Genomic DNA, 22,029 nt, shown 5'->3' with positions numbered 1-22,029 from the left:
CCAAAGTGTTGCAACGCTAACGCCGCCTGTCAGGGTTTTCTATGCCGATCCCATCGCAGACTGTGCCGATCCAGCCCTCGCCCTTCACGGCCGCCGCGCTGCGCGAGGACGATTTCAACGCCGCGCTGATCCGCCTGCCCACCGACCGCCCGCTCGCGCTGCCGGCCCTGCACGATGGCGCGAGCCGCGAGGTGCGCTGGCCCGACGACGGCGGCCGCATCCTGCGGCTGCGCACCATGCCCTGGGAGGGCGCGAGCGCGCTGTACTTCGATTTCAGGTTGAACGACGACCTGCACGTGCAGCTGGCGCCCGGCAACGAGCTGCTGCTGACCTTCTTTCTCGCGGGCCACGTCACGGGCGAGATCGGCAGCGCGCAAGGCCGACCGCTCGACTTCCGCGTCGACCGCGCGCTGCTGCGCACGCCGAACCGCGACGGCGGCTACCTGATCCACATTCCGGGCGCCTGTCGCAACAACTTCGTGCAGTTCCGCCTGCGACGCGACCTGCTGCCGCGCTGGCTGCATGCGCTGGGCGTGCGGCTGCCCGCGCGGCAGATGAGCGAGTTGGTCGAACGCGACGACGGCCGGGTGCTGTGCAATGCGGCGCTCACGCCGCGCGTGCGCGACTGCCTGGCGCGCATCGGCGACGAGCCTTCCGATCGGCCGGCCTTCGTGCCGCTGTTCCATGCGCGTGCGACCGAGCTGCTGACCTGCGTGCTGCTCGACCTGGAACAACTGCTGCGTCCTGCGCGCTCAGAAGACACCCACGGCGGTGCGGCCGCGCAGACAGTGCGCAGGCTGCGCGCACTGCTCGGTGAAGCGCCGGGGCAGGCCTGGACGGTCGATGCGCTTGCGCAGCGGCTCGACCTGCGCGCCACGCGGCTGCAGGCCCATGTGAAGGAAGCCGAGGGCACGACGGTCTACGGCCTGCTCGTGGCCGAGCGGTTGGCACTGGCCGCACGGCTGCTGCGCGACACGCAACTCAGCGTGCAGGCCATCGCGGCCGAGGCGGGATGGGAATGCCACGGCCGCTTCACGGCGGCGTTCCGCAAGCAGCACGGCGTGGCGCCGCGCGACTACCGCTTGCAGCAGGCGCCGCCGGCCAACAGCGGCGCCTGAAGAATCACCGCAAAGCGACTCAGCCGCGCGAGCGTGTCAGCAGCATGTTCGACGGGAGCGTCTCGTCGAGCAGCTTGCGTGCCGTTTCCACGCCCGCCACCGGCAGCAGCGCCGCGTCGAGCAGGCCCACCTGCACCAGCACGCTCGCTTGGTCCCAATAGATGTGCTCGTGGTAGAGCTTGTCGCCGCGGAACTTGATGACCGCGAGCAGCGGAATCTCCACGCGCTTGCCGGTGGGCGCCACGCCGGGCAGCATCCACGGGATCTCGGTGGTGTGGGTGAAGCAGAACAGCATCTCGTCGACCACCTGCGTCGCGCCCACGGTGCGCGAGATCGGCACCAGCGAGGTGTCGGGCGGGTTGCTGTTGACGAAGTGGTTCGTATAGAACGCGTGCAGGTTCTTGTAGCCCACGCCACCCGTCATGGTCGGGATGTGGTTCACGTAGGGCTCGGCCACCATGGTGCCCATGGTGTCGTCGACGTTGCGGGTGCCGAACTCGTACTCGCAGTGCTTGTCCCACAGCGCCGCCAGGTCGTAGTTCGGGCCGATGGCCGACTTCAGCGCGGCCACGCTGCGCTCGTGCGCCATGAGGGCGGAGGCACGATGGAAGTGTTCGCCGCCGACGCGCGCGAAGGCATGGTCGACACCGGGGTACACGTGCACCTCGACGTTCGGCCGCCCGCGCAGGGTCTGCACGATGCGGTCGCGCGCTTCGGGCGGGCAGAAGCCGTCGAGCTCGGCCACGTGCAGCGCCAGCTTGCAGCGGATGCGGTCGGCCTCGTCGAGCGCGGCGTCGATGCCCACGCCGTAGTAGCCCACCGCCACATCCGCGTCGGTGCGGCAGGCCGCGAGGTAGGCGAGCTTGCCGCCCAGGCAGAAGCCGAGCACGCCGACCTTGCCGCCGGGCACCTCGGGGCGCTGGCGCAGCGCGGTGATCGCGGCCTGCATGTCCTGCATGCCGAGCGCTTCGTCAAAGCCCTGGTAGAGCGCGAAGGCGCGCTGCCAGTCGTCGGGCGAATAGCCCAGTTGCACGTCGGGCTCCTGGCGCCAGAACAGGTCGGGCACGAGCACCACGTAGCCTTCCTCGGCGTAGTAGTCGGCCACGTCGCGCATGGTCTTGTTGACGCCGAAGATTTCCTGCGCAAGCACCAGGCCCGGGCCGGTGCCGCCGCGCGGCAGGGCGAGGTAGGCGCCGAAGCTGCCGCTGCCGTCGGCGGCCTGGATGCGGATGTCTTGCGACGAGGATGGGGATGCCTTGTTCTGCATGGGTGTGTGACTCCGTTCAATGCTGAAAGGTGGACGTGGGGAACCAGGTGCTCACTGTACGCATTCCGGATGGCGCGTCGTGACCTGGTAGTAGCCCGAGTGAAAAACCAGCGGCTCGCCGTCGAAGCGTTCGTAGCCTTCGACCTCGCCGATGAAGATCAGGTGGTCGCCGCCGTCGTACTGCCGCACGTTGCGGCACACGAAGCGCGCGAGCACGCCGTTGAGCAGCGGCACGCCGGCCGTGCCTTCGCAGCAATCGACGCCGCCGAACTTGTCGGCCTGTGGCGTCGAGAACTGGCGCGACAGGTGGTGCTGCGGCGCGGCCAGCACGTTGATCGCGAAGTGGCTCGCGCCGGTGAAGTCGGCCACGCTGGGCGCCTGCCGCGCGAGGCTCCACAGCACCAGCGGCGGATCGAGCGACACCGACGAGAACGAGTTGGCCGTCATGCCGACGCGGCGTCCGTCGAGCGCGCGCGTGGTGATGACCGTGACGCCGGTGCTGAACTGGCCGAGCGCCTTGCGGAAGTCGCGCCGGTCGAAGCGGTCGACCACCGCTTCGCGCGCCTTCGTTTCAAGAAAGCGGTCGGCCTCGGCCGCGTCAAACCACCAGGGCGCGAAGTTGCGCGGATCGTCGAAGCCGTTGACCACCGCGCTCGCTACCGCGGGCATGTGCGTGGCGCTCTGCAGCAGCTTCTGCAGGTGCGGCGTGGGCGGCGCGAGCAGGCTGTGCGTCCAGTCGGTGGCCCAGCGGGCATAGCCTTCCCAGTAGCGGTCGAAGGTCTGCTGCATCCATGCGGCATCGAAGGGCGCGTCTCCGTGCTCGAGGATGCGCTTGAGGTAGATGTCGGCCGCCTTGGCCGCGTTGTTCGAACCCTGCCCCGTGATCGGGTCGTTGAGCACCACCGCATCGGCGAGCCCCAGCACCTGACGGCCCGAAGGCAGCGTGGCGACCGGGTGGCGCACCACGGGCGTGACGCGGCCGCGCAGCACGCCGTGGTCGTCGGTCAGCTCGATGTGCGTGCAGCGTTCGGCCTCCCAGGGCAGGAAGGTGGCGAGGATCTGCTTGCTGCGCGCCAGGTGCTCCTGCGGCGTCTTCACGTCGTCCCAGCAGTCCATGGGACCACCGGGCACGCCTTCGAACACCATGATCTCGCACGGGCCGCTGGTGGTGAGCGCGGGGAACACGAAGTACTCGCCGACACCCGGAATGAGGTTGAAGCTCACGGCCGAAAAGGAATCGCGCGGGCGCATGCCCTTCACGTAGGTGAGCGCGAGCGCGCGCTGCGGCTGGTCGAACGGCGAACGCGCGGCGTCGCGCGGGAACAGCGCCGAGATCTCGCCCTTGCCGCTCGCGACGACCACGAGGTCGTGCGTGCGCCCACAGTCTTCCAGCGTGTCGAGGTCGGCGTCCTGGTGCACGAGACGGCCGCCGCGCGCTTCGAACAGCTGCATCCACGCAGCGATCTTCAGGCGCTGGTCGACCGACTGCGCGGGGCCGTCGAGCTTTGCTTCCCACGCGATGGCGCGGTGGCCCTCGGGGCTGCGCACCGACATGCCGATGCCTTCGACGAGCGGGCAAGTGTCGGCCCAGCTGTCGAGCCCCAGTTCGCGCTCGGTCTGCAGCGCGGTCTCGAACATGCACTGGCTCGACATCACCGGCCCGTCGAAGATTTCCTGCGCCGTGCGGTTCGCGTACACCGTCACCGCGTATCCCTTGGCCAACAGGCCCAGGGCGAGCTGCATGCCGGACTGGCCGGCGCCGACGATGGCCACGCGTCGTGTCATGCGCTGGCTCCGCCTACGCCGCTGCCGCAGCGGCAGTGCAGGTGTCGAGGTAGCGGTCGGCCTCTTGCGGATCGGCGAACCACGGGAAGAAGGTGCGCGGGTCGTCGAAGCCGTTGGCGATGGCGCTGGCCATCGGCGGCACGGCGCCGGCGCTGCCGAGCAGCTTGAGCACATGCGGCGGCGGCGGTGCGAGCAGCATGTTGGTCCAGCGCGTGACCCACTGCGCGTAGCCGAACCAGTAGCGGTCGAAGGTCTGCTGCATCCACGGCGCATCGGCCGCGCCGTCGCCGCGCGCCAGGATGCTCTTCAGGTAGGTGTCGGCGCACTTGGCCGCGTTGTTCGAGCCCTGCCCCGTGATCGGATCGTTGAGCACCACCACGTCGGCCAGGCCGAGCACCTTTCGGCCCGAAGGCAGCGTGGCAATCGGTTTGCGCACGGTGGGCGCGAAGCGGCCAGCGAGGATGCCATTGTCGTCGGTGAGTTCGATGTCGGCGCAGCGCTCGGCCTCCCAGGGCGTGAAGGTGTCGAGGATCCACTTGCTGCGCGCCAGGTGCTCCTGCGGCGTCTTCACGTCGGCCCAGCAGTCCATCGGGCCGCCCGGCACGCCTTCGAACACCATGATCTCGCACGGGCCCGTGGTGGTGAGCGCCGGGAACACGAAGTACTCGCCCACGCCCGGAATCAGGTTGAAGCACACGGCCGAGAACGGCGTGCGCGGGCGCATGCCCTTCACGTAGGTGAGCGCGAGCGCGCGCTGCGGCTGGTCGTAGGTCGACTTGGCGGCATCGCGCTCGAAGAGCTTCGAGATCTCGCCCTTGCCGCTGGCCACCAGCGTGAGGTCGTGGCTGCGGGTGCAGGCTTCGAGGTCGTCGATGCCGGCGTCCTTGAAGACCAGCTCGCCGCCCTTCTGCTGAAACTGCGCCATCCACGCCGGCACCTTCACGCGCTGGTCGACCGACTGCGCGCTCGAGTTCAGCCGCGCCGCCCATTCGATGGCCTTGGCGCCTTTCTGCTCGGGGTTCGGCACGGCAAAGCCGATGCCATCGACCGTGGGGCAGTCGTTGGCCCACTGATCGAGCCCCAGGTCGCGTTCGACCTGCAGCGCGGTGTGGAACATGCACTGGCTCGACATGACCTTGCCGTGGCGGATGTCGTCCGCCGAACGGTTGCTGTACATGGTGACCTCGTAGCCTGCGTCCAGCAGACCGAGTCCCAGTTGCAGGCCCGACTGGCCTGCGCCGACGATGGCGATTCGCTTCATGGCTTGCTCCTTCTTTGGTTGTCTCGTGGGGGTGGTGTTCTGTTGCCGATGGGCCTCAGGGTTCCATCAAGCGGGGAATGGCCGGCACGGCCTGCTCAGGGCCCATGGCGGCGTAGCCGCCGTCCACCGCGTAGTCGGCACCGGTGACGAAGCTCGCGTGCCCGGAGCACAGGAACAGCACCACCTGTGCCACTTCGTCGGGGTCGCCCACGCGCCCGAGCAGGTGGTAGGGCGCGGCCACGCGGTCGGTGCGCGCGCGGTCGCCGCCCGTCAGCTGGTCCATCACGGCCGACCAGGTCCAGCCCGGCGAGACGCTGTTCACGCGGATGCGGTCGGGTGCGAGGTCCATCGCCATGTTGCGCGTGAGCTGCGCCATCGCGGCCTTGCTCACGGGGTAGAGCCAGCGCCCGGTCTGGGCCACGCGCGACGAGATGCTGGTGAAGTTGACCACCGCCCCGCCGCCGGCCGCGACCATGTGCGGGTGCACCGCCTGCAGCATCGCGACGGCGCTGGCCACGTTCACGTTGAACGAAGTGAGCCAGTCGGCGCGCGGCGACTTGAAGCCGTCGTCCACGTACGAGCAGGCCAGGTTGACGAGAAAGTCCACGCCGCCGTGGCGGGTGGCGGCCTCGTCGACGCAGGCTTTTACCTGCGCGTCGTCGGTGATGTCGGTGCGCACGAAGCGCACGCCTGCGCCGAGCGCGTCGGCCAGCGGCTGGCCCTTGTCGGCGTCGATGTCGGCGATGACCACCTTCACGCCCGCCGCGTGGAAGGCGCGCACCACGCCGGCGCCTATCAATGTCGAGCCACCCGTGACGATGGCGCTCTTGCCTTCGAGACCCTTGAACATGACGCTTGCTCTCCTCGGTTGAATCGCCGGTTCGGCGAATGGGCCAAAGGTAGAGCGGAAGGCCTCGCCGGCCGATCCCGAAAACGCAGGGGCTGTCCCTGCCGCGCAGGTTTTTTACACAGGTGCCAAGGGACGGCCCGAATTGTGGGCTGGAAGGCTTTTTGCTAGGGTCACTCCGCTTCCCTATGGAAACCGCCACCGCCCCACGGCTGCCGCTGCAGCGTTACCGCCTGTTCGAGAGCCACGACATGGACGAGGCACGCGAGAGCGTGGCCCGCGTGTTCTGCCCGCATGGCCTCACGATGCTGCGCCCGCGCACCGAACTGGACGCCTGCCACCACAGCGCGCGCCTGCACCGCGACGTGAGCCTCAATTACGTGCAGTACGGCCCCGGCGTGCAGATCGACCCGGGCTACCTGCAAGACTTCTTCCTGTTGCAGATTCCGTTGCGCGGCGGCGCCGACATCCGCTGCGGCGGCCAGCAGGTCGAAGCCACGCCGCGCATCGCCTCGCTGCCCTCGCCCACCGAACTGCTGTCGATGCGCTGGGCCGACGACAGCCCGCACCTGATCGTGCGCATCGCGCGCGCGGCGCTGCTGTCGCGGCTCGAAGCGCTGCTGCAGGCGCCCGTGCGCCAGCACCTGGTGTTCGACCTCGGCGTGCCGCTGGACAACCCCGCGCTCGCGCCGCTGGTGCACTTCATCGACTACCTGCGGCTCACGCTCGATGCCGGCAATGCGCTGCAAGGCGGCGGGCGCCTGGCCGAGCATGCCGAGGAGTACCTGATGTCGAGCCTGCTGATGTCAGCGGGCCACAACCACTCGCGCGCGCTCGCCGGTGACGCGCAGCGCCACCTGCTGCCGCGCGCGGTGCGCAAGGCGCAGGAGTTCATGGCCGCGCACGCCGAGCAGCCGCTGTCGCTGGCCGACGTGTGCCGCGAGGCCGGCTGCAGCGCACGCGCCCTGCAGCTCGCGTTCCGCCAGCATGCGGGCCAGGGACCGATGGAGTTCCTGCGCGAGCTGCGGCTGGACCGCGTGCGCACCGAACTGCAGGCCGCGTCCACGCAGACGGGCGTGCGCGACGTGGCGCAGAAGTACGGATTCCTGCATCTGGGCCATTTCGCGGCCCAGTACCGCGCGCGCTTCGGCGAGCGGCCGTCGGACACGCGCACGCGCCACGCACCGGCCGAGCACTGACCCAGCCGGTGCGCGTCGGGCTCAGGCCCGGTCGCGGTGATCGGCTTCGCCGTGCTTCCAGTAGCCCTTGGCGGTCAGCCGCGTGCGCGCCAGGCCCTGGTCGTTCAGGAAATGGGCGCGCAAGGTGCGCACCACGCCGGACTCACCCGCCAGCCAGATGTAGCCCGGCCCCGCCGGCTGCGGGCGGTGCATCAGCTGCTGCTGCAGCGCCAGCCCCGGCTCGGCCGGATCGCCGGTGAGCCAGCAGGTGCGCAGCACGGCCTGGCTGCGGATCTCCTGCACATCGGCGGCCGTGGGCACTTCGACATAGGTCTTGAGGCGGATCTCCGGCCCGAGGCTCGCGGCAATCGACTGGATCGCGGGCAGCGCGGTCGCGTCGCCGGCCAGCATCACCCAGCGCGCATCGTCCGGGAGCGCAAAGCCGCCGTCGCGCGGCCCGGCAAAGCCGATACATTCGCCGGGTTGCGCCCGCGCCGCCCAGGCCGAGGCCGGGCCTTCATGGCCGCTGTCGCCGTGCAGCACGAAGTCCAGCTCGAGCGTGGCGGCGACGCGGTCGATGCGGCGAAGGGTGTAGGCCCGCCCTTCGCCGCCGGGCACGAACACCTTCACCCAGGCGCCGGGTTGGTCGGCTGCCGCGTGGCGCAGGAAGGCCGCGACGTCCGGGCCGCCGAGTGTGATGCGGCGCATGTGCGGCGTCACGAGGCTGCACCGGAGGACATGGGCTTTCAGCCGCGTGCCCCGTTCGGGTGGGACCGCAGCGATCGGCTGCAGGAGCGGAAAGGAAGAAGGCAACGCATGCGGCGCGTGGGCCTCGGAGGCATTGGCGTTCATTGTCTGTATGTCGATTCGAATGGGGGGAAACTCTTGAATGCGAGCATTTGCTCGGCTCTTCTTAGAATACGAGCCTTCACTCGCATTGAAAACTCGCATTCGGAACGCCCGATGAAATCCCTTCCCCAGCCAAGAAAGGCGCCGCGCCAGGCGCGCTCCCAGCAGATGGTCGAGGTCATTCTGGAAGCCACGGCTCGCGTTCTGGGAGAGCGGGGCTATGCCGGCACCAACACCAACGTGGTCGCCGAACGCGCCGGCGTGAGCGTGGGCTCGCTCTACCAGTACTTTCCGAACAAGGACTCGCTGATCACGGCGCTGCACGAGCGGCACGCCGCACAGATGTACGCGGCCATCGAGGAAGTGTTGGCCACGTCGCGCGCGCGCAGCCTTCGCGGGCGTGTGCAGGCCGTGGTGCGTGCGCTGCTCGCGGCGCATGCGGTGTATCCCGAGCTGCATCGCGTGCTCGAAAAGGAGTTCCCCTTCTTCGATGCGCCGCGCGAAGAGAGCGCAGCCGACCACGACATCTTCCGGCGCGTGCGCCAGCTGCTGGACGAGCACCGCGCCGAGCTCGCGCCGCGCAACCTCGACCTCGCCACCTGGGTGGTGCTGCAGATCATGGAAACGCTGGTGCATGCGGCCGTCATCGAGCCGCCCGCGCAGTTCGAGCCCGCTGCCCTCGAGGCCTCGATCGTCGATGCGCTCATGGGCTATCTCTGCGGCCCGACGGGGCGCTAGGTTGAATCTCATGCGTGAACCTCCAGGAAGACCGGGGACACGGAAACACGTCTCCCCTTGCACATGACAAATGAGAACAAAAAAGGGGAAGCCGGCCCGCGCACGCGGTGCGCGGCGCCCTTCCAATCTGGCAAGGATCGTGCGGGTACTGATCGGATCTGCACGCATCTGGCCTAGACTCCTTGGCATGAACGCCCAGCCCTCCCTCCACACCTTGACGTCCCGCTCCGGCGGCTACACGCCGGTGTTCGCGTGGATGACAGCGGCGGCTCAGCAGACGCCCGCACATTCCTGAGCCCGGCGGTCCACCTCTTTCCTTTCTCTTTCAGCGCAAACCATCGACCGCCGGGCACCTGCCCCGCGCGGCTGCGCCCCCCTCATCCGGGGTCGCGTTCGACTGGAGTGCGTCATGCATCACCATCAGGTTCAGCGGGAGCACGTGCTTCCCGGCGGCGGCGTCTCGTCCAACACGCCTTCTTTTCAATCCATCCTTGCCGTCACCGATCTCTCGGCACGCGGCAACCGCGCGGTCGAGCGCGCCGCCCTGCTCGCCGCCGAACACGGCGCGCTGCTGAAGCTCATGTACGCGCCCGCGGATTTCGCGCCGTTCGCGCACGCCGAAGCGGCAACCGCGCTCGCAGGGCTGACCCGGTCGATGGCTTCGCGCTTCGATGTGCTGGTCAAGCAGGTCGCAGGGCCGAGCGGCGGCCTCGCGCAGATCGTGGACGAGGCCCGGTATGTCGACCTCGTGGTGCTGAGCCACGAGCGTGATCGTTCGCCCGGCGCCTTCTTCAGCGGCCAGCCCGTGGAGCGCCTGCTGCGGCAGGTGCGCTGCCCGGTGCTCGTGACGCGGCTCGACACGCGCCTGCGCTACGGCCGCATCCTGGTGGCCGTCGACTTCACACCCGCATCGCGCGAACTCGTGAGCCTGGCCCATGGGCTCGATCCGAATGCCGCATTGGAGCTGTTCCATGCGCTCAACACCTTGCACGAAAGCAAGCTGCGCTATGCCGAGGTGTCGGACCACGCCATCAAGACCTACCGCCACGACAGCATGCGGCAGGCGCGCGAGCGACTCTTCTCGCTGACCGACTCGTCGAGCGCGCGGCGCAACCGCGTGCTCTCGGCCATCGGCCGCGGCGACCCGGCGCGGCAGGCCACGGTGCAGCAACAGCATGCGCGCGCCGAGCTGCTCGTGGTCGGCAAGCGCCGCGCGAATCCGTTCACCGATTTCCTGTTCGGTAGCGTCGCGCAGCGCGTGCTGTGCTGGGCCACGGGCGACGTGCTGGTGGCGCCTGGTGATCGACGCGCCGACACCCAACCGGCCGTCATTTCGAGGAAGCTGCAAGATGTTCGCTGAAGACCCACTCATCAAGTACCCGCTGCGCCAGTCGCTGCTGCCCGGTGCCGAAGGCCTGGCTGTCTTCGCCGAGCGCGGACCGGTCGACTGGCTCTCGCGGCCCGACCAGTACATCTTCATCTGCGAAGGACGCGGCGGCCGGATCTACGCGGCGAACGAAGCTGCGCTCGAACAGGCCCAGCAGCTCATCAGGGACGCGCACGGCGACCAGGTCGTGTCGCGCGATCCCGAGATCCACACCTTCGTCGATCCCGAGCTCGACGCGGTGGTCGAGCCGATCATGTTCCTGCGATTGAAGAGCCCGCGGGCCTACGCCACGGTGCTGCGCGACGAACTCGATCGCCGCCAGGCCGATGTGCGCGAAGAAGACCTTCAGCGTCACGACGTCGTGATCCGCGCCGAGGTGCGGCTCGCCGATCTCATGGGCTATGCGAAGGCTGCACTCGAGATGTCGAACGGGTCGGCGGTGATCTGGAACTGGTTGCTGCGGTACGGGATGGCGTGAAGGGCTTCTCGGCCCGTCTCTTCCCACCAACCCCGTCGCCGGTTTGTCGGTGACGCCGCTAGATTCGCGGCATGACCGACAAGACCTTGATCCTCGACTTCGAAATGACCGAGAAGTTCTCGGACCCCTTGCGCGCGACCGGTGCGTACCCGGGAAAATTCGCGCCAGCGCCTCAACCATACAAGGCGCTGCGGATGCAGCCGCGCTGGCAAGCGGCGCTGTGGACGCTCAGGCCGCGAGCACCTGCAGGTTACCGACACCCGGCAACGTGCGCAGCGTGGCGGCCGTCCGCACTGCATAGTCGCGGCTGAACACCGTGCTGATCTCGATGTAGTCGCAACGTGCTTCGGCTGGCGTCAGCGTCAGCACGGCATAGCCGCGCTTGCTGGTTTCGGCGTAGCGCAGGTCGTCGATCATGCGCAGGAAGCCATCGGACAGCAGGTTGTTGGCAATCAGCGGCAGCGCCCGCTCGAAGCCGGGGGACGACACCGAGGAGGTTCCGAATTCCACCCCGACCCGCTGCCCCGAGGGGTCGGTGAGGTTCCCGGCCCAGGCGTTGTGCGTGTCGCCGGCCAACGAGATAAGGTTCTTGCCCTGGCTGCGCGCCATCGCAAGCACGGTGTCGCGGGCGGCGGGGTAGCCGTCCCAGGCGTCCAGGTTGTAGGGCACCTTCTGCTGCGCGATCAGGGCCCGCTGGCTGTCGCTGCGCGCGGCATCCGGAAGCGCCAGCGCCGTCAGGTAGGCGGTCAGCGTCTCGAGGTTGAAGTCGGTCGCGATGCTCAAGGGGATGGCCATGCGCATCATGAGCACCTGCTGGCCGAGCACCTGCCATGTGCCGGCCGATGCGGCCATGCGCGCGGACAGCCAGTCCACCTGCGGCTGGCCCAGCAGCTGCCGCGTCGGGGCGGCAGCCTCGCCGTCCAAATACTGTTGGAGCGTGACCTGCTTGTCGCGGCCGATCAGCCGGGTGTCGAGCATGTGCATCGACGCCAGGGTGCCGATGTCGAACGAGCGATAGACCTGCAGCGGGTTGGCTGGATCGGGCAGCCGCGTCGGCAGCCACTCGTGGTAGGCCTGAACGGCAGCCGCGCGCCGTGCGGCAAAGCTGCCCTCGGTTGCTTCGTCGTGGTTTTCTGCCCCGCCTGACCACGCGTTGTCGGCCAGGTCGTGGTCGTCCCACACCGCGATCATGGGCAGCCGCGCATGCAGGGCGCGCAGATCGCTGTCGGTACGGTACTGCGCATGGCGCAGGCGGTAGTCCGCGAGCGTCAGGATCTCGTGGCCGGGTACCGACTCTCGGTCGATGGCGATCGCAAGCTGAGACGCATAACCCACCCGGCCGTGCTCGTAGATGTAGTCCCCCAGATGCAGCACCACGTCGATGTCGGTGCGCCGGGCAATGTCGGCATAGACATTGAAATAGCCGCTGGGGAAGTTGGAGCAGGACACCACCGCCAGTTTGGCCTGCGATACACCGCCCACCGGCAGCGTCTTGGTGCGGCCGATGGGCGAGTTCTCGTTGCCCATCACGAAGCGATAGAAATAGGTGCTGGCGGGCTGGAGGCCGACGGCATCCACCTTGACCGTGTAGTCGCGCTCGGGGCCGGTGCTCGCGGTGCCGCGCGCAACGATGATGCCGAAGCGCTCGTCGCTGGCCACCTCCCACTCGACGTTGAAGGTGCCCGGTGCGGGCGCCGTCACGCGGGTCCAGAGGATCACGCGGTCGGACAACGGATCGCCGCTCGCGATGCCGTGCTTGAACACCGAGCCGGAGCCATCGGGCGGACTGCCACCACCACCACCACCACCACCACCGATGCCGAAGCCCCTCCTCCTCCGCCACCACCGCCGCCACAGCCGGTCAAGCTGATGCCGCTGCCCGAGAACATCGCGAACAGCACCGCGCTGCGCAGGAGCGAGCGTCGGGTGGTGCCGGTCAGCGCTTGCTGGGGATCGATGCCGCCGTCATGAGCGAGACGGCTTGCCTCGTCGTTCTTCTTGTCATCCTGAGTGCGCATGGCAGTCTCCTGATCCGCCGAAGGCGAGACGTACGGCACGCCTCATTTCCATTTCGACGTCGGGCGCCATTGAATGTGAATGCTTTGGTTTCTATCGTAGGCGTCCACCGATGCACGCGTCAGACAGCAGCGCACGCCGCGCGCTGCCAGTTGTACAGCGTTGGACGGCACACGCCGAACTTGTCGGCTACAGCCTGCGCACTTTCCTCACGCGGGCAAAGCTCCATGACTCCCGCTCCCATGCCGATGCTGGTGCTCTCTGGTGAAAAGGCCGGCGGAGCCTTCCTGATCGAGCAGGGAAAGATGGTCGCGACCAACGTGCAGGGCGTCATCGTCAAAGGCTCCGGACACTGGTTGATGGAAGAGGCGCCCGAGCAGGTGATTCCGGCATTGGTCAACTTCCTGGGCTAGCGCGAAGCCGACGCGACATGGGAACAGCAGGGTCGCGAGAGGGACCTTGCGCGCCCTGCGGGGCACGAACAGCAGAACTCGACGAGCATGAACGTCGAACCAACCCAGGAGAACCAAGATGGATCTGCTGTCGGGACCGCTGATCGGTGCCTCCGTGCGCAGACGCTGCTCGGACACATCTGGCACCTGGATCGCGCTGATGGATTGCAAGGACTGGTGAACTGAGGCAGGAGGTACCGCGGACGGCGCAAGCCCTACAGGCGCTCAGCCCCTGCAAACGAGTGCACCGTTGCGTGAGGGTGCCGCGGATGCGCCAGCGTGTCGGCGATGAGCCGCAGGGCCTGGTCGCATTGCTCCCGCGTCATCGGGCCGCCCAGGCAGATGCGCACGGCCTCGGGCGGATCGCCGTCGGTGGAAAAGGCCGCGCTCGCTACCACGCCGACGTTCTGCGTGCGCAGGTAGGACGCAAACTCCACCGGGCTCCAGCCCGACGGCAACGGCAGCCAGGCATGGAAGCCCTCGGGATGCGCCTGCAGCCCGCTGTCGCCGAGATGGCGCGCGGCCAGCGCCTGCCGCGCCATCGATTCGCCGCGCACCGCCTGCAGCATGGCCTCGGCGGTGCCGTCCTCGACCCACAGCGTGGTCAGTGCGTTGGTGATCGGCGAGGCCATGACGGTGGTGGCCCGCATCGCGCCGGCCAGGCGCTGCGACTGCACCACCGTCGGTGAACACACGTACGCGCTGCGCAGCCCCGCGCCGAAGCACTTGGAGAACCCGCTCACGTAGTAGGTGAGCGCGGGCGCCAGCGTGGCGATGGCGGCGGGCGTCTGGCGCGGCAGCATGCCGTAGGCATCGTCCTCGATGATCGGAATGGCATAGCGCAACGCCACGTCTGCCAGCGCCTCGCGCCGCGCGCGCGACACGGTGCCCGCGGTCGGGTTCAGCAGCGTCGGGTTGCAGTACAGCGCCTTGGGCTTGAGCGTCTTGCAGGCGTGCTCGAAGGCATCCGCAATGGGGCCGTCGTCGTCGAGCTGCAGCGCGTGCAGCTGCACGCCCAGTTGCGCCGCGACGGCCTTCACGCCCGGATAGGTGAGCGACTCCACGCAGATCAGCTCGCCAGGCCTCGCCAGCTGGGAGAACAGCGCGGTGAGCACGCTGTGGATGCCGGGGCACACGAGGATGCGGTCGATGCCCGCATCGGGCACGAAGGGGCGCAGCCAGTGCCTTGCCGCCTCGCGGTCGTGCGCGGTGCCGCCGAAGTCCTGGTAGCGCATCAGGTCGTGCAGGTCGGCCTGCGCGAAGGCCCGGCTCGCGCTGTCGTGCATGCGCGCCATCAGGTGGGCGTCGTCGGGCTCGGGCGGCATGTTCATCGTCATCTCGGCGCCGCTGCCGCCGCGCAGCCGCAGGCTCGGACTGCCCGAACGGATGAAGGTGCCGGTGCCGGCGCGCGAATCGATCAGGCCGCGCTTGCGCGCTTCGGCATAGCCGCGCGCCACGGTCGTGTAGTTGAGCGCCAGGTCTGCCGCCAGCTCGCGCAAGGTGGGCAGCCGGTCGCGCACGACGAGGCGACCGGTCTTGATGTCGTCGGCGATCAGGTCGGCCAGCAGCAGGTAGGCCGGCTTGGTGGTGTTGCGCAGCTGCTTGCGCCAGTGGGTGGTGATCGTGGTCATCGGCAAAGTTGATTGCATCCATTGATCGCATCGGGCCACCGATCAGGCACGCAGGAATCGCGCCCGCGCCAGAGGGGCCGGATGCCTCGATCAGGTGCGATCAACCCCGTTGATCGGGTGCATTGATCGCATGGCAGATGCGTCTTCCCGGTGCAGGCGAGGCCCCGGCGGCCCCCTTCGCGCGGGTCTTTTCGTGCGGTCGAAAAAAGTTTTCCGGCGCGCAGGCCGCACCGGGGCGATTTGATCGCGCGTTGATCGCATGCGCCGCGCCGGGCGCTGGCACATCGCCTGCAAAGAGAAAGGCACGCAAGACCTGCGTTCATTCCCTTTTCAACCGGAGTACCCCATGCCCAAAGTCACCCGCCCCCGCAACGAGAAAGGCGAGTTCCTCGTCGACTACGAGGAGAAGGTGTTCGAAGACGTCAAGGCCGAGCCCGGCGAGAAGGCACTCGTCACCTTCCACACCGTAGCCTTCGAAGGCTCGATCGGGTTCGTCAACCTGCTGCAGGCCACGCGGCTGCGCCGCAAGGGCTACGAGACTTCGGTGCTGCTGTACGGCCCCGGCGTGACGCTGGGCGTGCAGCGCGGCTTTCCGACGCTGGGCGACGAGGCCTTCCCCGGCCACCAGAACTTCAACAAGCAGATCGTCAAGTTCATGGAAGAAGGCGGCAAGGTCTACGCCTGCCGCTTCGCACTGCAGGCGCTGTACGGCCATGGCGAGGGCGCGCTCATCGAGGGCATCACGCCGATCAACCCGCTCGACGTGCTCGACCTCGTGCTGCTGCACAAGAAGGCCGGCGCTGTCATCCTCGACACCTGGACCTTGTAAGGCAGGACCCGAGCGATGGCTTCCCCACCCCGCATCGTGCGTGCCGCGGCGATCCAGATCGCGCCCGACTTCGAACGGCCCGACGGCACCCTCGAGCGGGTGTGCGGCGCCATCGACGAGGCTGCCGCCAAGGGCGTGCAGCTGGCAGTATTCCCCGAGACCTTCGTGCCCTACTACCCCTACTTCAGCTTCGTGCTGCCGCCGGTGCTGCAGGGCGCGCCGCACCTGCGGCTGGCCGAGCGTGCGGTGGTCGTGCCCGGCCCGGTCACGCAGGCCGTGGCCGAGCGTGCGCGGCATCACGGCATGGTGGTGGTGCTCGGTGTGAACGAGCGCGACCACGGCAGCCTCTACAACACACAGCTGGTGTTCGACGCCGACGGCACGCTGGCGCTCAAGCGCCGCAAGATCACGCCGACTTATCACGAGCGCATGGTCTGGGGCATGGGCGACGGCGCGGGCCTGAAGGTGGTCGACACCGCCGTCGGCCGCGTCGGCGCGCTGGCCTGCTGGGAGCACTACAACCCGCTCGCGCGCTACGCCCTGATGGCGCAGCACGAAGAGATCCACTGCGCGCAGTTTCCCGGCTCGCTGGTCGGCCCGATCTTCGCGGAGCAGATGGAAGTGACCATCCGCCACCATGCGCTCGAGTCGGGCTGCTTCGTGGTCAACGCCACCGGCTGGCTCACCGACGAACAGATCCGCTCGGTCACGCCCGATGCCAATCTGCAGAAGGCGCTGCGCGGCGGCTGCCACACCGCCATCGTCTCGCCCGAGGGCAAGCACCTTGCGCCGCCGCTCACCGAGGGCGAAGGCATGGTGATCGCCGACCTGGACATGGCGCTGATCGCCAAGCGCAAGCGAATGATGGATTCGGTCGGCCACTACGCGCGGCCCGAGCTGCTGTCGCTCGCCATCAACGACCGGCCGGCGCAGACCACTGTGCCGATGCATCTCACGCAACTTCTAGATCAACGGAGCCCCGACCATGACCGCAACGACGACACAGCCGGACAGCCGGCAGCTGATGACCGAGCTCCAGTCCTTCGGGTTGCGGCTGGTTGATCCCTCGGCCGGTGTCTCGAGCCGCCGCGGCGGCGCAGGCCCGTCGGACCACAAGGCCGTGACGGTGGACGGCCACACGATCATGGTGCCGGTCCACACCTCGAGCGCTTGGCATTCGCCGTTCACGGCCGAGGCGCCCGATGCGGCAGGCATGAGCCGCGTGATGCGCGGCAGCATTCCCATTGCGCGCATCAGCTTTCCGAAGCAGCCGCGCTTCTATGCGATGCAGACCTTCGACGGCGTGCCTTACTCGCACATCGCCACGCTGCACGGCAGCGACGTGCTCGCCACCACCGTGCTGCAGACCTGCATCCGCTACGAGAGCCGCAAGAAGAGCTGCAAGTTCTGCGCGATCGGCCAGTCGCTCGCGGCCGGCCGCACCATCGCGCGCAAGACGCCCGAACAACTCGCCGAAGTCGCACGCGCGGCCGTGCTGCTCGACGGCGTGAAGCACATGGTGATGACCACCGGCACGCCCAACACCACCGACCGCGGCGCGGCCATCCTCTGCGAGAGCGCGTTCGCGATCCGGGCCGCGATCGACCTTCCGATCCAGGGCCAGTGCGAGCCGCCCGACGACGACCAGTGGTTCCACCGCATGAAGGCCGCAGGCATCGACACGCTGGGCATGCACCTCGAAGTGGTCACGCCCGAGGTGCGCGAACGCGTCATGCCGGGCAAGGCCAGCGTGCCCATTTCGCGCTACATGAGCGCCTTCGAGGCGGCCGTGGGCGTGTTCGGGCGCGGACAGGTCAGCACCTACATCCTGGCCGGGCTGGGCGACACGCGCGAAGCCATCCTCGAGACCTGCGACCAGCTGCTGGCGCGCGGGGTGTACCCCTTCGTCGTGCCCTTCGTGCCGATCAGCGGCACGCCGCTCGAAGACCATCCCGCGCCTTCTCCGGAGTTCATGAAGTCGCTGCTCGCGCCGCTCGGCGAACGCGTGGTGGCCGCGGGCCTGCGCTCCGCCGACATCAAGGCCGGCTGCGGCAAGTGCGGCGCGTGCTCGTCGCTGTCGGTCTACGAAAAAGAAAGCGAAGGCTGAGCATGCTGTGCATCGACGACCTCTGCGGGCTCGACCCGCACTACGCGCCGGTCGAATACCTGGTACGCGAAGCGGCCCAGCAATGGGAACGCGACGAAGCCATGGCGCTGCGTCGGGCGGTGTTCTGCATCGAGCAGGGCATCTTCGCGCGCGACGACCGCGACGCCATCGACGACCATGCGCAGCTTCTGGTTGCCATGTCGTGCAACGCCGGCATGCCCGAGCAGGTGGTGGGCACGGTGCGCACCCACCGCGGCGAGGCGCCGGGCGAATGGTGGGGCTCCCGCCTCGCGGTGCATCCCGCGTTCCGCAGCCAGGGCCACCTGGGCGCGACCCTGATACGCCTGGCGGTGTCGCGCGCCCATGCGCTGGGCTGCGATGCATTCTTCGCGCAGGTGCAGATGCAGAACGTGCCGCTGTTCCAGAAGCTGGGCTGGAAGACGCTGGAAGAGACATCGATCCACGGCCGCCCGCACGCACGCATGCAGGCGGGCCTCGCTTTCTACCCGCCCTGCCACGACCCGGTGAGCGGCTTCGTCACGCGCGCGAAGGTGCTGTCATGACGGATGTCCACGCCATCGCCGAAGCCTTGCGCGCCACGCGCGGCTTCGCCCACAAGCGCGACATCAGCGACGTGGTGTCGGCCCTCGGCCGCTCGCTGCCGGGCGGCCATGCCGCGCTCGCGCAGGCCGTGCCGATCGGCGACGACTGCGCGGCCATCCCCGACGGCCATGGTGGCTACCTGCTGTTCGCGATCGAAGGCATGGTGGAAGACTTCATCGTGCGCATGCCGTGGTTCGCCGGCTACTGCGGCGTGATGGTCAACGTGAGCGACATCTATGCGATGGGCGGACGCCCGACGGCGGTGGTCGACGCGCTGTGGAGCACCGGCATGAGCCCCGCCGACGAGGTGCTGCGCGGCATGGCCGAGGCCTCGGTGCGCTACGGCGTGCCGGTGGTCGGTGGCCACAGCAACAACCGCAGTGAACGGCCGCAGCTGGCGGTCGCGATCCTCGGCCATGCGCGCAAGCTGCTCACCAGCTTCGATGCCAGGCCCGGCGACCTGCTGGTGATGGCGGCCGACCTGCGCGGCGCTTACGAAGAGCCCTTTCCCTACTGGAACGCATCGACCACGGCGCCGGCCGCGCGGCTGCGTGCGGACCTCGAACTGCTGCCCTCCATCGCGGAAGACGGCCTGTGTCGCGCCGCGAAGGACATCAGCATGGCCGGCGCAGTGGGCACCGCGATGATGCTGCTGGAGTGCTCGGGCGTCGGCGCGCGCATCGACCTCGAAGCATTGCCCACGCCCGAAGGCGTGCCGCTGCTGCGCTGGCTTTCTTCGTTTCCGAGCTACGGCTTCGTGCTCAGCGTGACGCCTTCGCAGGTGGCGCCGGTGCTCGGCCGCTTCGCCGCGCGCGACATCGCCTGCGCGGTGGTCGGCGAGGTCGATGCCACGCGGCAGGTGCGGCTGCAGGCCGGCGGCAACGAGGCGCTGTTGTGGGACTTCGGCCGCGATGCCTTCATCCAGCCGCCGCAGGAGGCGCTCGCATGCCCGTGATGCACGTCCAGGTGCGCTGGCCCGACGCCAGCGAAACGCGCTGCTACTCGCCCTCTTCCGTGGTGCAGGAGTTCTTCGTGCCCGGCGAACGCTATGCGCTTGAAGACTTCCTGCAGCGCTCGCGCGAGGCATTGGGCATCGCCTCCGAACGCGTGCGCGCCAAGTATGGCTTCGCATGTTCGCAGGCGATGGACCAGCTGGCGGAGATCGAACGCATCGCGTCGCGCTTCACCGCCACCGCCGGTGCCGAAGTCACCGTCGTCGCCGTCGATTGACGCGCCCTACATCCAGAGAGAAAGAAAGAAGACCCATGTCCTATCCATTTGGCGGACGCAGCCACTACAGCGTCATCATCGTCGGCGGCGGCCAGACCGGCCTCTCCCTGAGCCACTGCCTGCAGCAGCGCGGCGTCGACCACCTCGTGATCGAGAAGCGCAGCCTCGTGCACAGCTGGCGCACCCAGCGCTGGGATTCGTTCTGCCTGGTCACGCCCAACTGGCAGTGCCAGCTGCCGGGCTGGGGGTACCTCGGCGACGATCCGCATGGCTTCATGGTCAAGGAGCAGATCAACGAATGGCTCGCGGGTTTCGTCGCGCATGTGAAGGCGCCGGCCATCGAAGGCGTGACGGTCGAACGGGTTTCGCGCGTTCCCGGCGCCGGCGAGCGTGAGCGCTTCAGCGTGCAGACCGACGCGGGCACCTACACCGCCGACCAGGTGGTGGTGGCTTCCGGCGGCTACCACCGCCCCATCGTGCCGCGCCTGGCCGAGAAGCTGCCGTCCACCGTCGCCCAGTACCACTCGGCGCAGTACCGCAATGCAGCGCAGCTGCCCGATGGCGCGGTGCTCGTGGTGGGCTGCGGCCAGTCGGGTGCGCAGATCGCCGAAGACCTGCACCTGGCCGGGCGCAAGGTTCACCTGGCCACCGGCAACGCGCCACGCTGCGCGCGCTTCTACCGCGGCCGTGAAGTGGTCGACTGGCTTGCCGACATGAAGTACTACGACATGCCTGTCACCGAGCACCCGCTGCGCGAAGGCGTGCGCGACAACACCAACCACTACGTGACCGGACGCGACGGCGGGCGCGACATCGACCTGCGCCGCTTCGCGCTCGAAGGCATGGAACTCTACGGCTTGCTCAACGGCTTCGACGGCGGCAGCTTCGAGTTGCAGCCCAACCTGCGCGAGAACCTCGACAGCGCCGACGCCACCTACAACCGCATCAACGCATCGATCGACAAGTTCATCGCGACGCAAGGCATCGAGGCGCCGCCGCCCTCGGTCTACACGCCCGTGTGGGAGCCGGCCGAGGAACGCACCCGGCTCGACCTCGCGGCGGCGGGCATCACGAGCGTGGTCTGGTGCATCGGCTTTTCGCCCGACTTCGAGTGGGTGGATGCGCCGGTGTTCAACGGCCGTGGCGCGCCGATCCATCAGCGCGGCGTGACAGGGGTGCCGGGGCTGTACTTCCTGGGCCTGCCGTGGCTGCACACCTGGGGGTCGGGCCGCTTCTCGGGCGTGGCACGAGATGCGGAGTTTCTGACGCAGGCCATTGTGCAAAGACGGGACGAACAGCGCGCGGGCGGCGCCTCCGCTGCGGTCGCCGAATTGCGCGCGGCTTAGCAGCGAGCGAAGGTGGCGCAGCGGCTGCGTTCTTCGCAAGGCCCGTCGGAAGGCTGACGGGCGTGCGCGCGCCGCCATCGGGCTTCCACTGCAGCAGCAGCTCGGGCGTCACGGACACGCGCGCTTCGCTGGACGGTGCGCTGTCGCCCGAGGCGGTAGCCGCGACGATCACGTAGTGGTACACGCCGTTCGCACCGGTCGCGCCGGGCGCGGTGTCGTTGAACGTGAGCACATCGGTGATGCCCGATGCGATCTCGCGGTACGGGCCGCCGGGCTGGTCCGCACGGCGCACCGAGTAGCTCTGCGCACCGGTGCAGCCCCACCATGACAGCACCACCTGCGTGCCGCGCAAGCGCGCGGTCAACCCGCTGGGCCGTCCAGCGGTCGGCAGCGGATCGCGCGTGAAGGTCAGCGTGCCGAAGCCCAGTTCGTCGCCTTTGCCGCCGACTCCTTCGGGACGCATCTGGATGGCTTGCAAGGCGGTGTAGGGGGTCGCGATGCCCAGGCGATTGGCATAGTGGTTGTGCACGCTTTCCCAGATGCCTCGCCGATGGCCCTGGGCTCCCATCGACAGCTCGGACTGCTTGCCTTGCTTGTCGACGTTGGTGAAGTAGGGCATCGTGTAGAAGGCGTCGGCGCCATCGCGAAGATTGGTCTTCGCCACGTACTCGGCGCCCGCCAGGAAGCGGCTGTTCTCGTAGGCGTAGATGTCGTCGCCCTGGTTCCACGCCATCTCGCACAAGGCGCCCGCAAGGCCGATGCCGAGCGTGCAGTGGCCCTGGTCGCGTCCGCTTTCCTGCCATTGCCCCAGGTAGCCGGGATGCACGTAGTAGACCGCCTGCAGGCCCGCGCCGTTGCCCTGGCCTGCCTTGTAGTAGCTGATCGCCTCGTCGTAGATGTCCTGGCG

General features: G+C 68.5%; 20 protein-coding genes and 2 pseudogenes. 13 read left to right on the top strand and 9 right to left on the bottom strand.

What is annotated here, in order from left to right:
• The first annotated feature begins 41 nt into the window (after positions 1-41).
• A complete protein-coding gene (locus GFK26_RS15635; protein ID WP_153282745.1) occupies positions 42-1,118 on the top strand; it encodes a helix-turn-helix transcriptional regulator in 1,077 nt (358 codons plus the stop codon).
• 19 nt (positions 1,119-1,137) lie between these two features.
• On the opposite strand, the gene GFK26_RS15630 is transcribed toward GFK26_RS15635, so the two are convergent.
• The 5 genes and pseudogenes from GFK26_RS15630 to GFK26_RS15615 form a co-directional block, all read right to left on the bottom strand.
• Entirely contained in the window at positions 1,138-2,385 is a 1,248-nt protein-coding gene (locus tag GFK26_RS15630) for a dienelactone hydrolase family protein (protein ID WP_153282744.1), read from the bottom strand.
• A gap of 51 nt (positions 2,386-2,436) precedes the next feature.
• Positions 2,437-2,937, bottom strand: a complete 501-nt coding sequence (locus tag GFK26_RS34280; protein ID WP_228122069.1) for a flavin reductase family protein — start codon at positions 2,935-2,937, stop codon at positions 2,437-2,439.
• Positions 2,935-4,170, bottom strand: a pseudogene (locus GFK26_RS34590) (styrene monooxygenase/indole monooxygenase family protein); the annotation flags it as partial. The pseudogene GFK26_RS34590 and the gene GFK26_RS34280, both read right to left, overlap by 3 nt.
• A gap of 13 nt (positions 4,171-4,183) precedes the next feature.
• Positions 4,184-5,431 carry a styrene monooxygenase/indole monooxygenase family protein gene (locus GFK26_RS15620; RefSeq protein ID WP_153282742.1) on the bottom strand — a complete coding sequence of 416 codons (1,248 nt, stop codon included), beginning with the start codon at positions 5,429-5,431 and terminating at the stop codon, positions 4,184-4,186.
• Positions 5,432-5,486: 55 nt separating this feature from the next.
• On the bottom strand, positions 5,487-6,281 hold the full coding sequence (locus GFK26_RS15615) for an SDR family oxidoreductase (RefSeq protein WP_153282741.1): 795 nt from the start codon (positions 6,279-6,281) through the stop codon (positions 5,487-5,489).
• Between the two features lie 185 nt (positions 6,282-6,466).
• Here GFK26_RS15615 and GFK26_RS15610 point away from each other — a divergent pair, with 185 nt between their 5' ends.
• Positions 6,467-7,477 (top strand): AraC family transcriptional regulator, encoded by a 1,011-nt coding sequence (locus tag GFK26_RS15610; protein ID WP_101489392.1) that lies wholly within the window; start codon positions 6,467-6,469, stop codon positions 7,475-7,477.
• A 21-nt stretch (positions 7,478-7,498) separates the two neighbouring features.
• On the opposite strand, the gene GFK26_RS15605 is transcribed toward GFK26_RS15610, so the two are convergent.
• Positions 7,499-8,308 carry a siderophore-interacting protein gene (locus GFK26_RS15605; RefSeq protein WP_153282740.1) on the bottom strand — a complete coding sequence of 270 codons (810 nt, stop codon included), beginning with the start codon at positions 8,306-8,308 and terminating at the stop codon, positions 7,499-7,501.
• 111 nt (positions 8,309-8,419) lie between these two features.
• Here GFK26_RS15605 and GFK26_RS15600 point away from each other — a divergent pair, with 111 nt between their 5' ends.
• The 3 genes from GFK26_RS15600 (at position 8,420) to GFK26_RS15590 (ending at position 10,908) form a co-directional block, all read left to right on the top strand.
• On the top strand, positions 8,420-9,043 hold the full coding sequence (locus GFK26_RS15600) for a TetR/AcrR family transcriptional regulator (protein WP_153282739.1): 624 nt from the start codon (positions 8,420-8,422) through the stop codon (positions 9,041-9,043).
• A 409-nt stretch (positions 9,044-9,452) separates the two neighbouring features.
• Entirely contained in the window at positions 9,453-10,403 is a 951-nt protein-coding gene (locus GFK26_RS15595; protein WP_153282738.1) for a universal stress protein, read from the top strand.
• Positions 10,393-10,908: a hypothetical protein gene (locus GFK26_RS15590; RefSeq protein ID WP_194274089.1), complete on the top strand. Its 516-nt coding sequence runs from the start codon at positions 10,393-10,395 to the stop codon at positions 10,906-10,908. Before GFK26_RS15595 ends, GFK26_RS15590 begins: the two co-directional genes overlap by 11 nt.
• 228 nt (positions 10,909-11,136) lie before the next feature.
• Here the strand turns inward: GFK26_RS15590 and GFK26_RS15585 are convergent, their stop codons facing one another.
• Both GFK26_RS15585 and GFK26_RS34270 read right to left on the bottom strand, forming a co-directional pair.
• Positions 11,137-12,672 carry an alkaline phosphatase D family protein gene (locus GFK26_RS15585; RefSeq protein ID WP_228122027.1) on the bottom strand — a complete coding sequence of 512 codons (1,536 nt, stop codon included), beginning with the start codon at positions 12,670-12,672 and terminating at the stop codon, positions 11,137-11,139.
• On the bottom strand, positions 12,624-12,926 hold the full coding sequence (locus GFK26_RS34270; RefSeq protein ID WP_228122026.1) for a hypothetical protein: 303 nt from the start codon (positions 12,924-12,926) through the stop codon (positions 12,624-12,626). Before GFK26_RS34270 ends, GFK26_RS15585 begins: the two co-directional genes overlap by 49 nt.
• A gap of 228 nt (positions 12,927-13,154) precedes the next feature.
• Between GFK26_RS34270 and GFK26_RS15580 the strand changes: the two are divergent.
• Positions 13,155-13,337 (top strand): annotated as a pseudogene (locus tag GFK26_RS15580) (alpha/beta fold hydrolase); the annotation flags it as partial.
• A gap of 254 nt (positions 13,338-13,591) precedes the next feature.
• Here GFK26_RS15580 and GFK26_RS15575 read toward each other — a convergent pair.
• Entirely contained in the window at positions 13,592-15,007 is a 1,416-nt protein-coding gene (locus tag GFK26_RS15575; protein ID WP_153282736.1) for a PLP-dependent aminotransferase family protein, read from the bottom strand.
• Positions 15,008-15,353: 346 nt separating this feature from the next.
• Here GFK26_RS15575 and GFK26_RS15570 point away from each other — a divergent pair, with 346 nt between their 5' ends.
• The 7 genes from GFK26_RS15570 to GFK26_RS15540 are packed head-to-tail and all read left to right on the top strand — an operon-like array spanning position 15,354 to position 21,122.
• Positions 15,354-15,836 carry an MSMEG_0572/Sll0783 family nitrogen starvation response protein gene (locus GFK26_RS15570; protein ID WP_153282735.1) on the top strand — a complete coding sequence of 161 codons (483 nt, stop codon included), beginning with the start codon at positions 15,354-15,356 and terminating at the stop codon, positions 15,834-15,836.
• Positions 15,837-15,851: 15 nt separating this feature from the next.
• A complete protein-coding gene (locus GFK26_RS15565; protein WP_153282734.1) occupies positions 15,852-16,898 on the top strand; it encodes a Nit6803 family nitrilase in 1,047 nt (348 codons plus the stop codon).
• Positions 16,861-17,943, top strand: a complete 1,083-nt coding sequence (locus GFK26_RS15560; protein WP_153285978.1) for an MSMEG_0568 family radical SAM protein — start codon at positions 16,861-16,863, stop codon at positions 17,941-17,943. Before GFK26_RS15565 ends, GFK26_RS15560 begins: the two co-directional genes overlap by 38 nt.
• 2 nt (positions 17,944-17,945) lie before the next feature.
• The gene (locus GFK26_RS15555; protein WP_153282733.1) at positions 17,946-18,506 is read left to right on the top strand and encodes an MSMEG_0567/Sll0786 family nitrogen starvation N-acetyltransferase; all 561 of its coding nucleotides are present in this window, start codon (positions 17,946-17,948) and stop codon (positions 18,504-18,506) included.
• On the top strand, positions 18,503-19,501 hold the full coding sequence (locus GFK26_RS15550; protein WP_153282732.1) for a sll0787 family AIR synthase-like protein: 999 nt from the start codon (positions 18,503-18,505) through the stop codon (positions 19,499-19,501). The genes GFK26_RS15555 and GFK26_RS15550 overlap by 4 nt, the downstream gene beginning before the upstream one ends.
• The gene (locus GFK26_RS15545) at positions 19,492-19,776 is read left to right on the top strand and encodes an MSMEG_0570 family nitrogen starvation response protein (RefSeq protein WP_153282731.1); all 285 of its coding nucleotides are present in this window, start codon (positions 19,492-19,494) and stop codon (positions 19,774-19,776) included. The genes GFK26_RS15550 and GFK26_RS15545 overlap by 10 nt, the downstream gene beginning before the upstream one ends.
• Positions 19,777-19,811: 35 nt before the next feature.
• Positions 19,812-21,122 (top strand): MSMEG_0569 family flavin-dependent oxidoreductase, encoded by a 1,311-nt coding sequence (locus tag GFK26_RS15540; protein ID WP_153282730.1) that lies wholly within the window; start codon positions 19,812-19,814, stop codon positions 21,120-21,122.
• The last annotated feature ends 907 nt before the right edge of the window (positions 21,123-22,029 follow it).

The sequence above is a fragment of the Variovorax paradoxus genome, from assembly GCF_009498455.1.
Classification (GTDB): Bacteria; Pseudomonadota; Gammaproteobacteria; order Burkholderiales; family Burkholderiaceae_C; genus Variovorax; species Variovorax paradoxus_H.
Note: the sequence above shows the minus strand (reverse complement) of the source record. Positions and strands in the feature narration are given on the sequence as shown.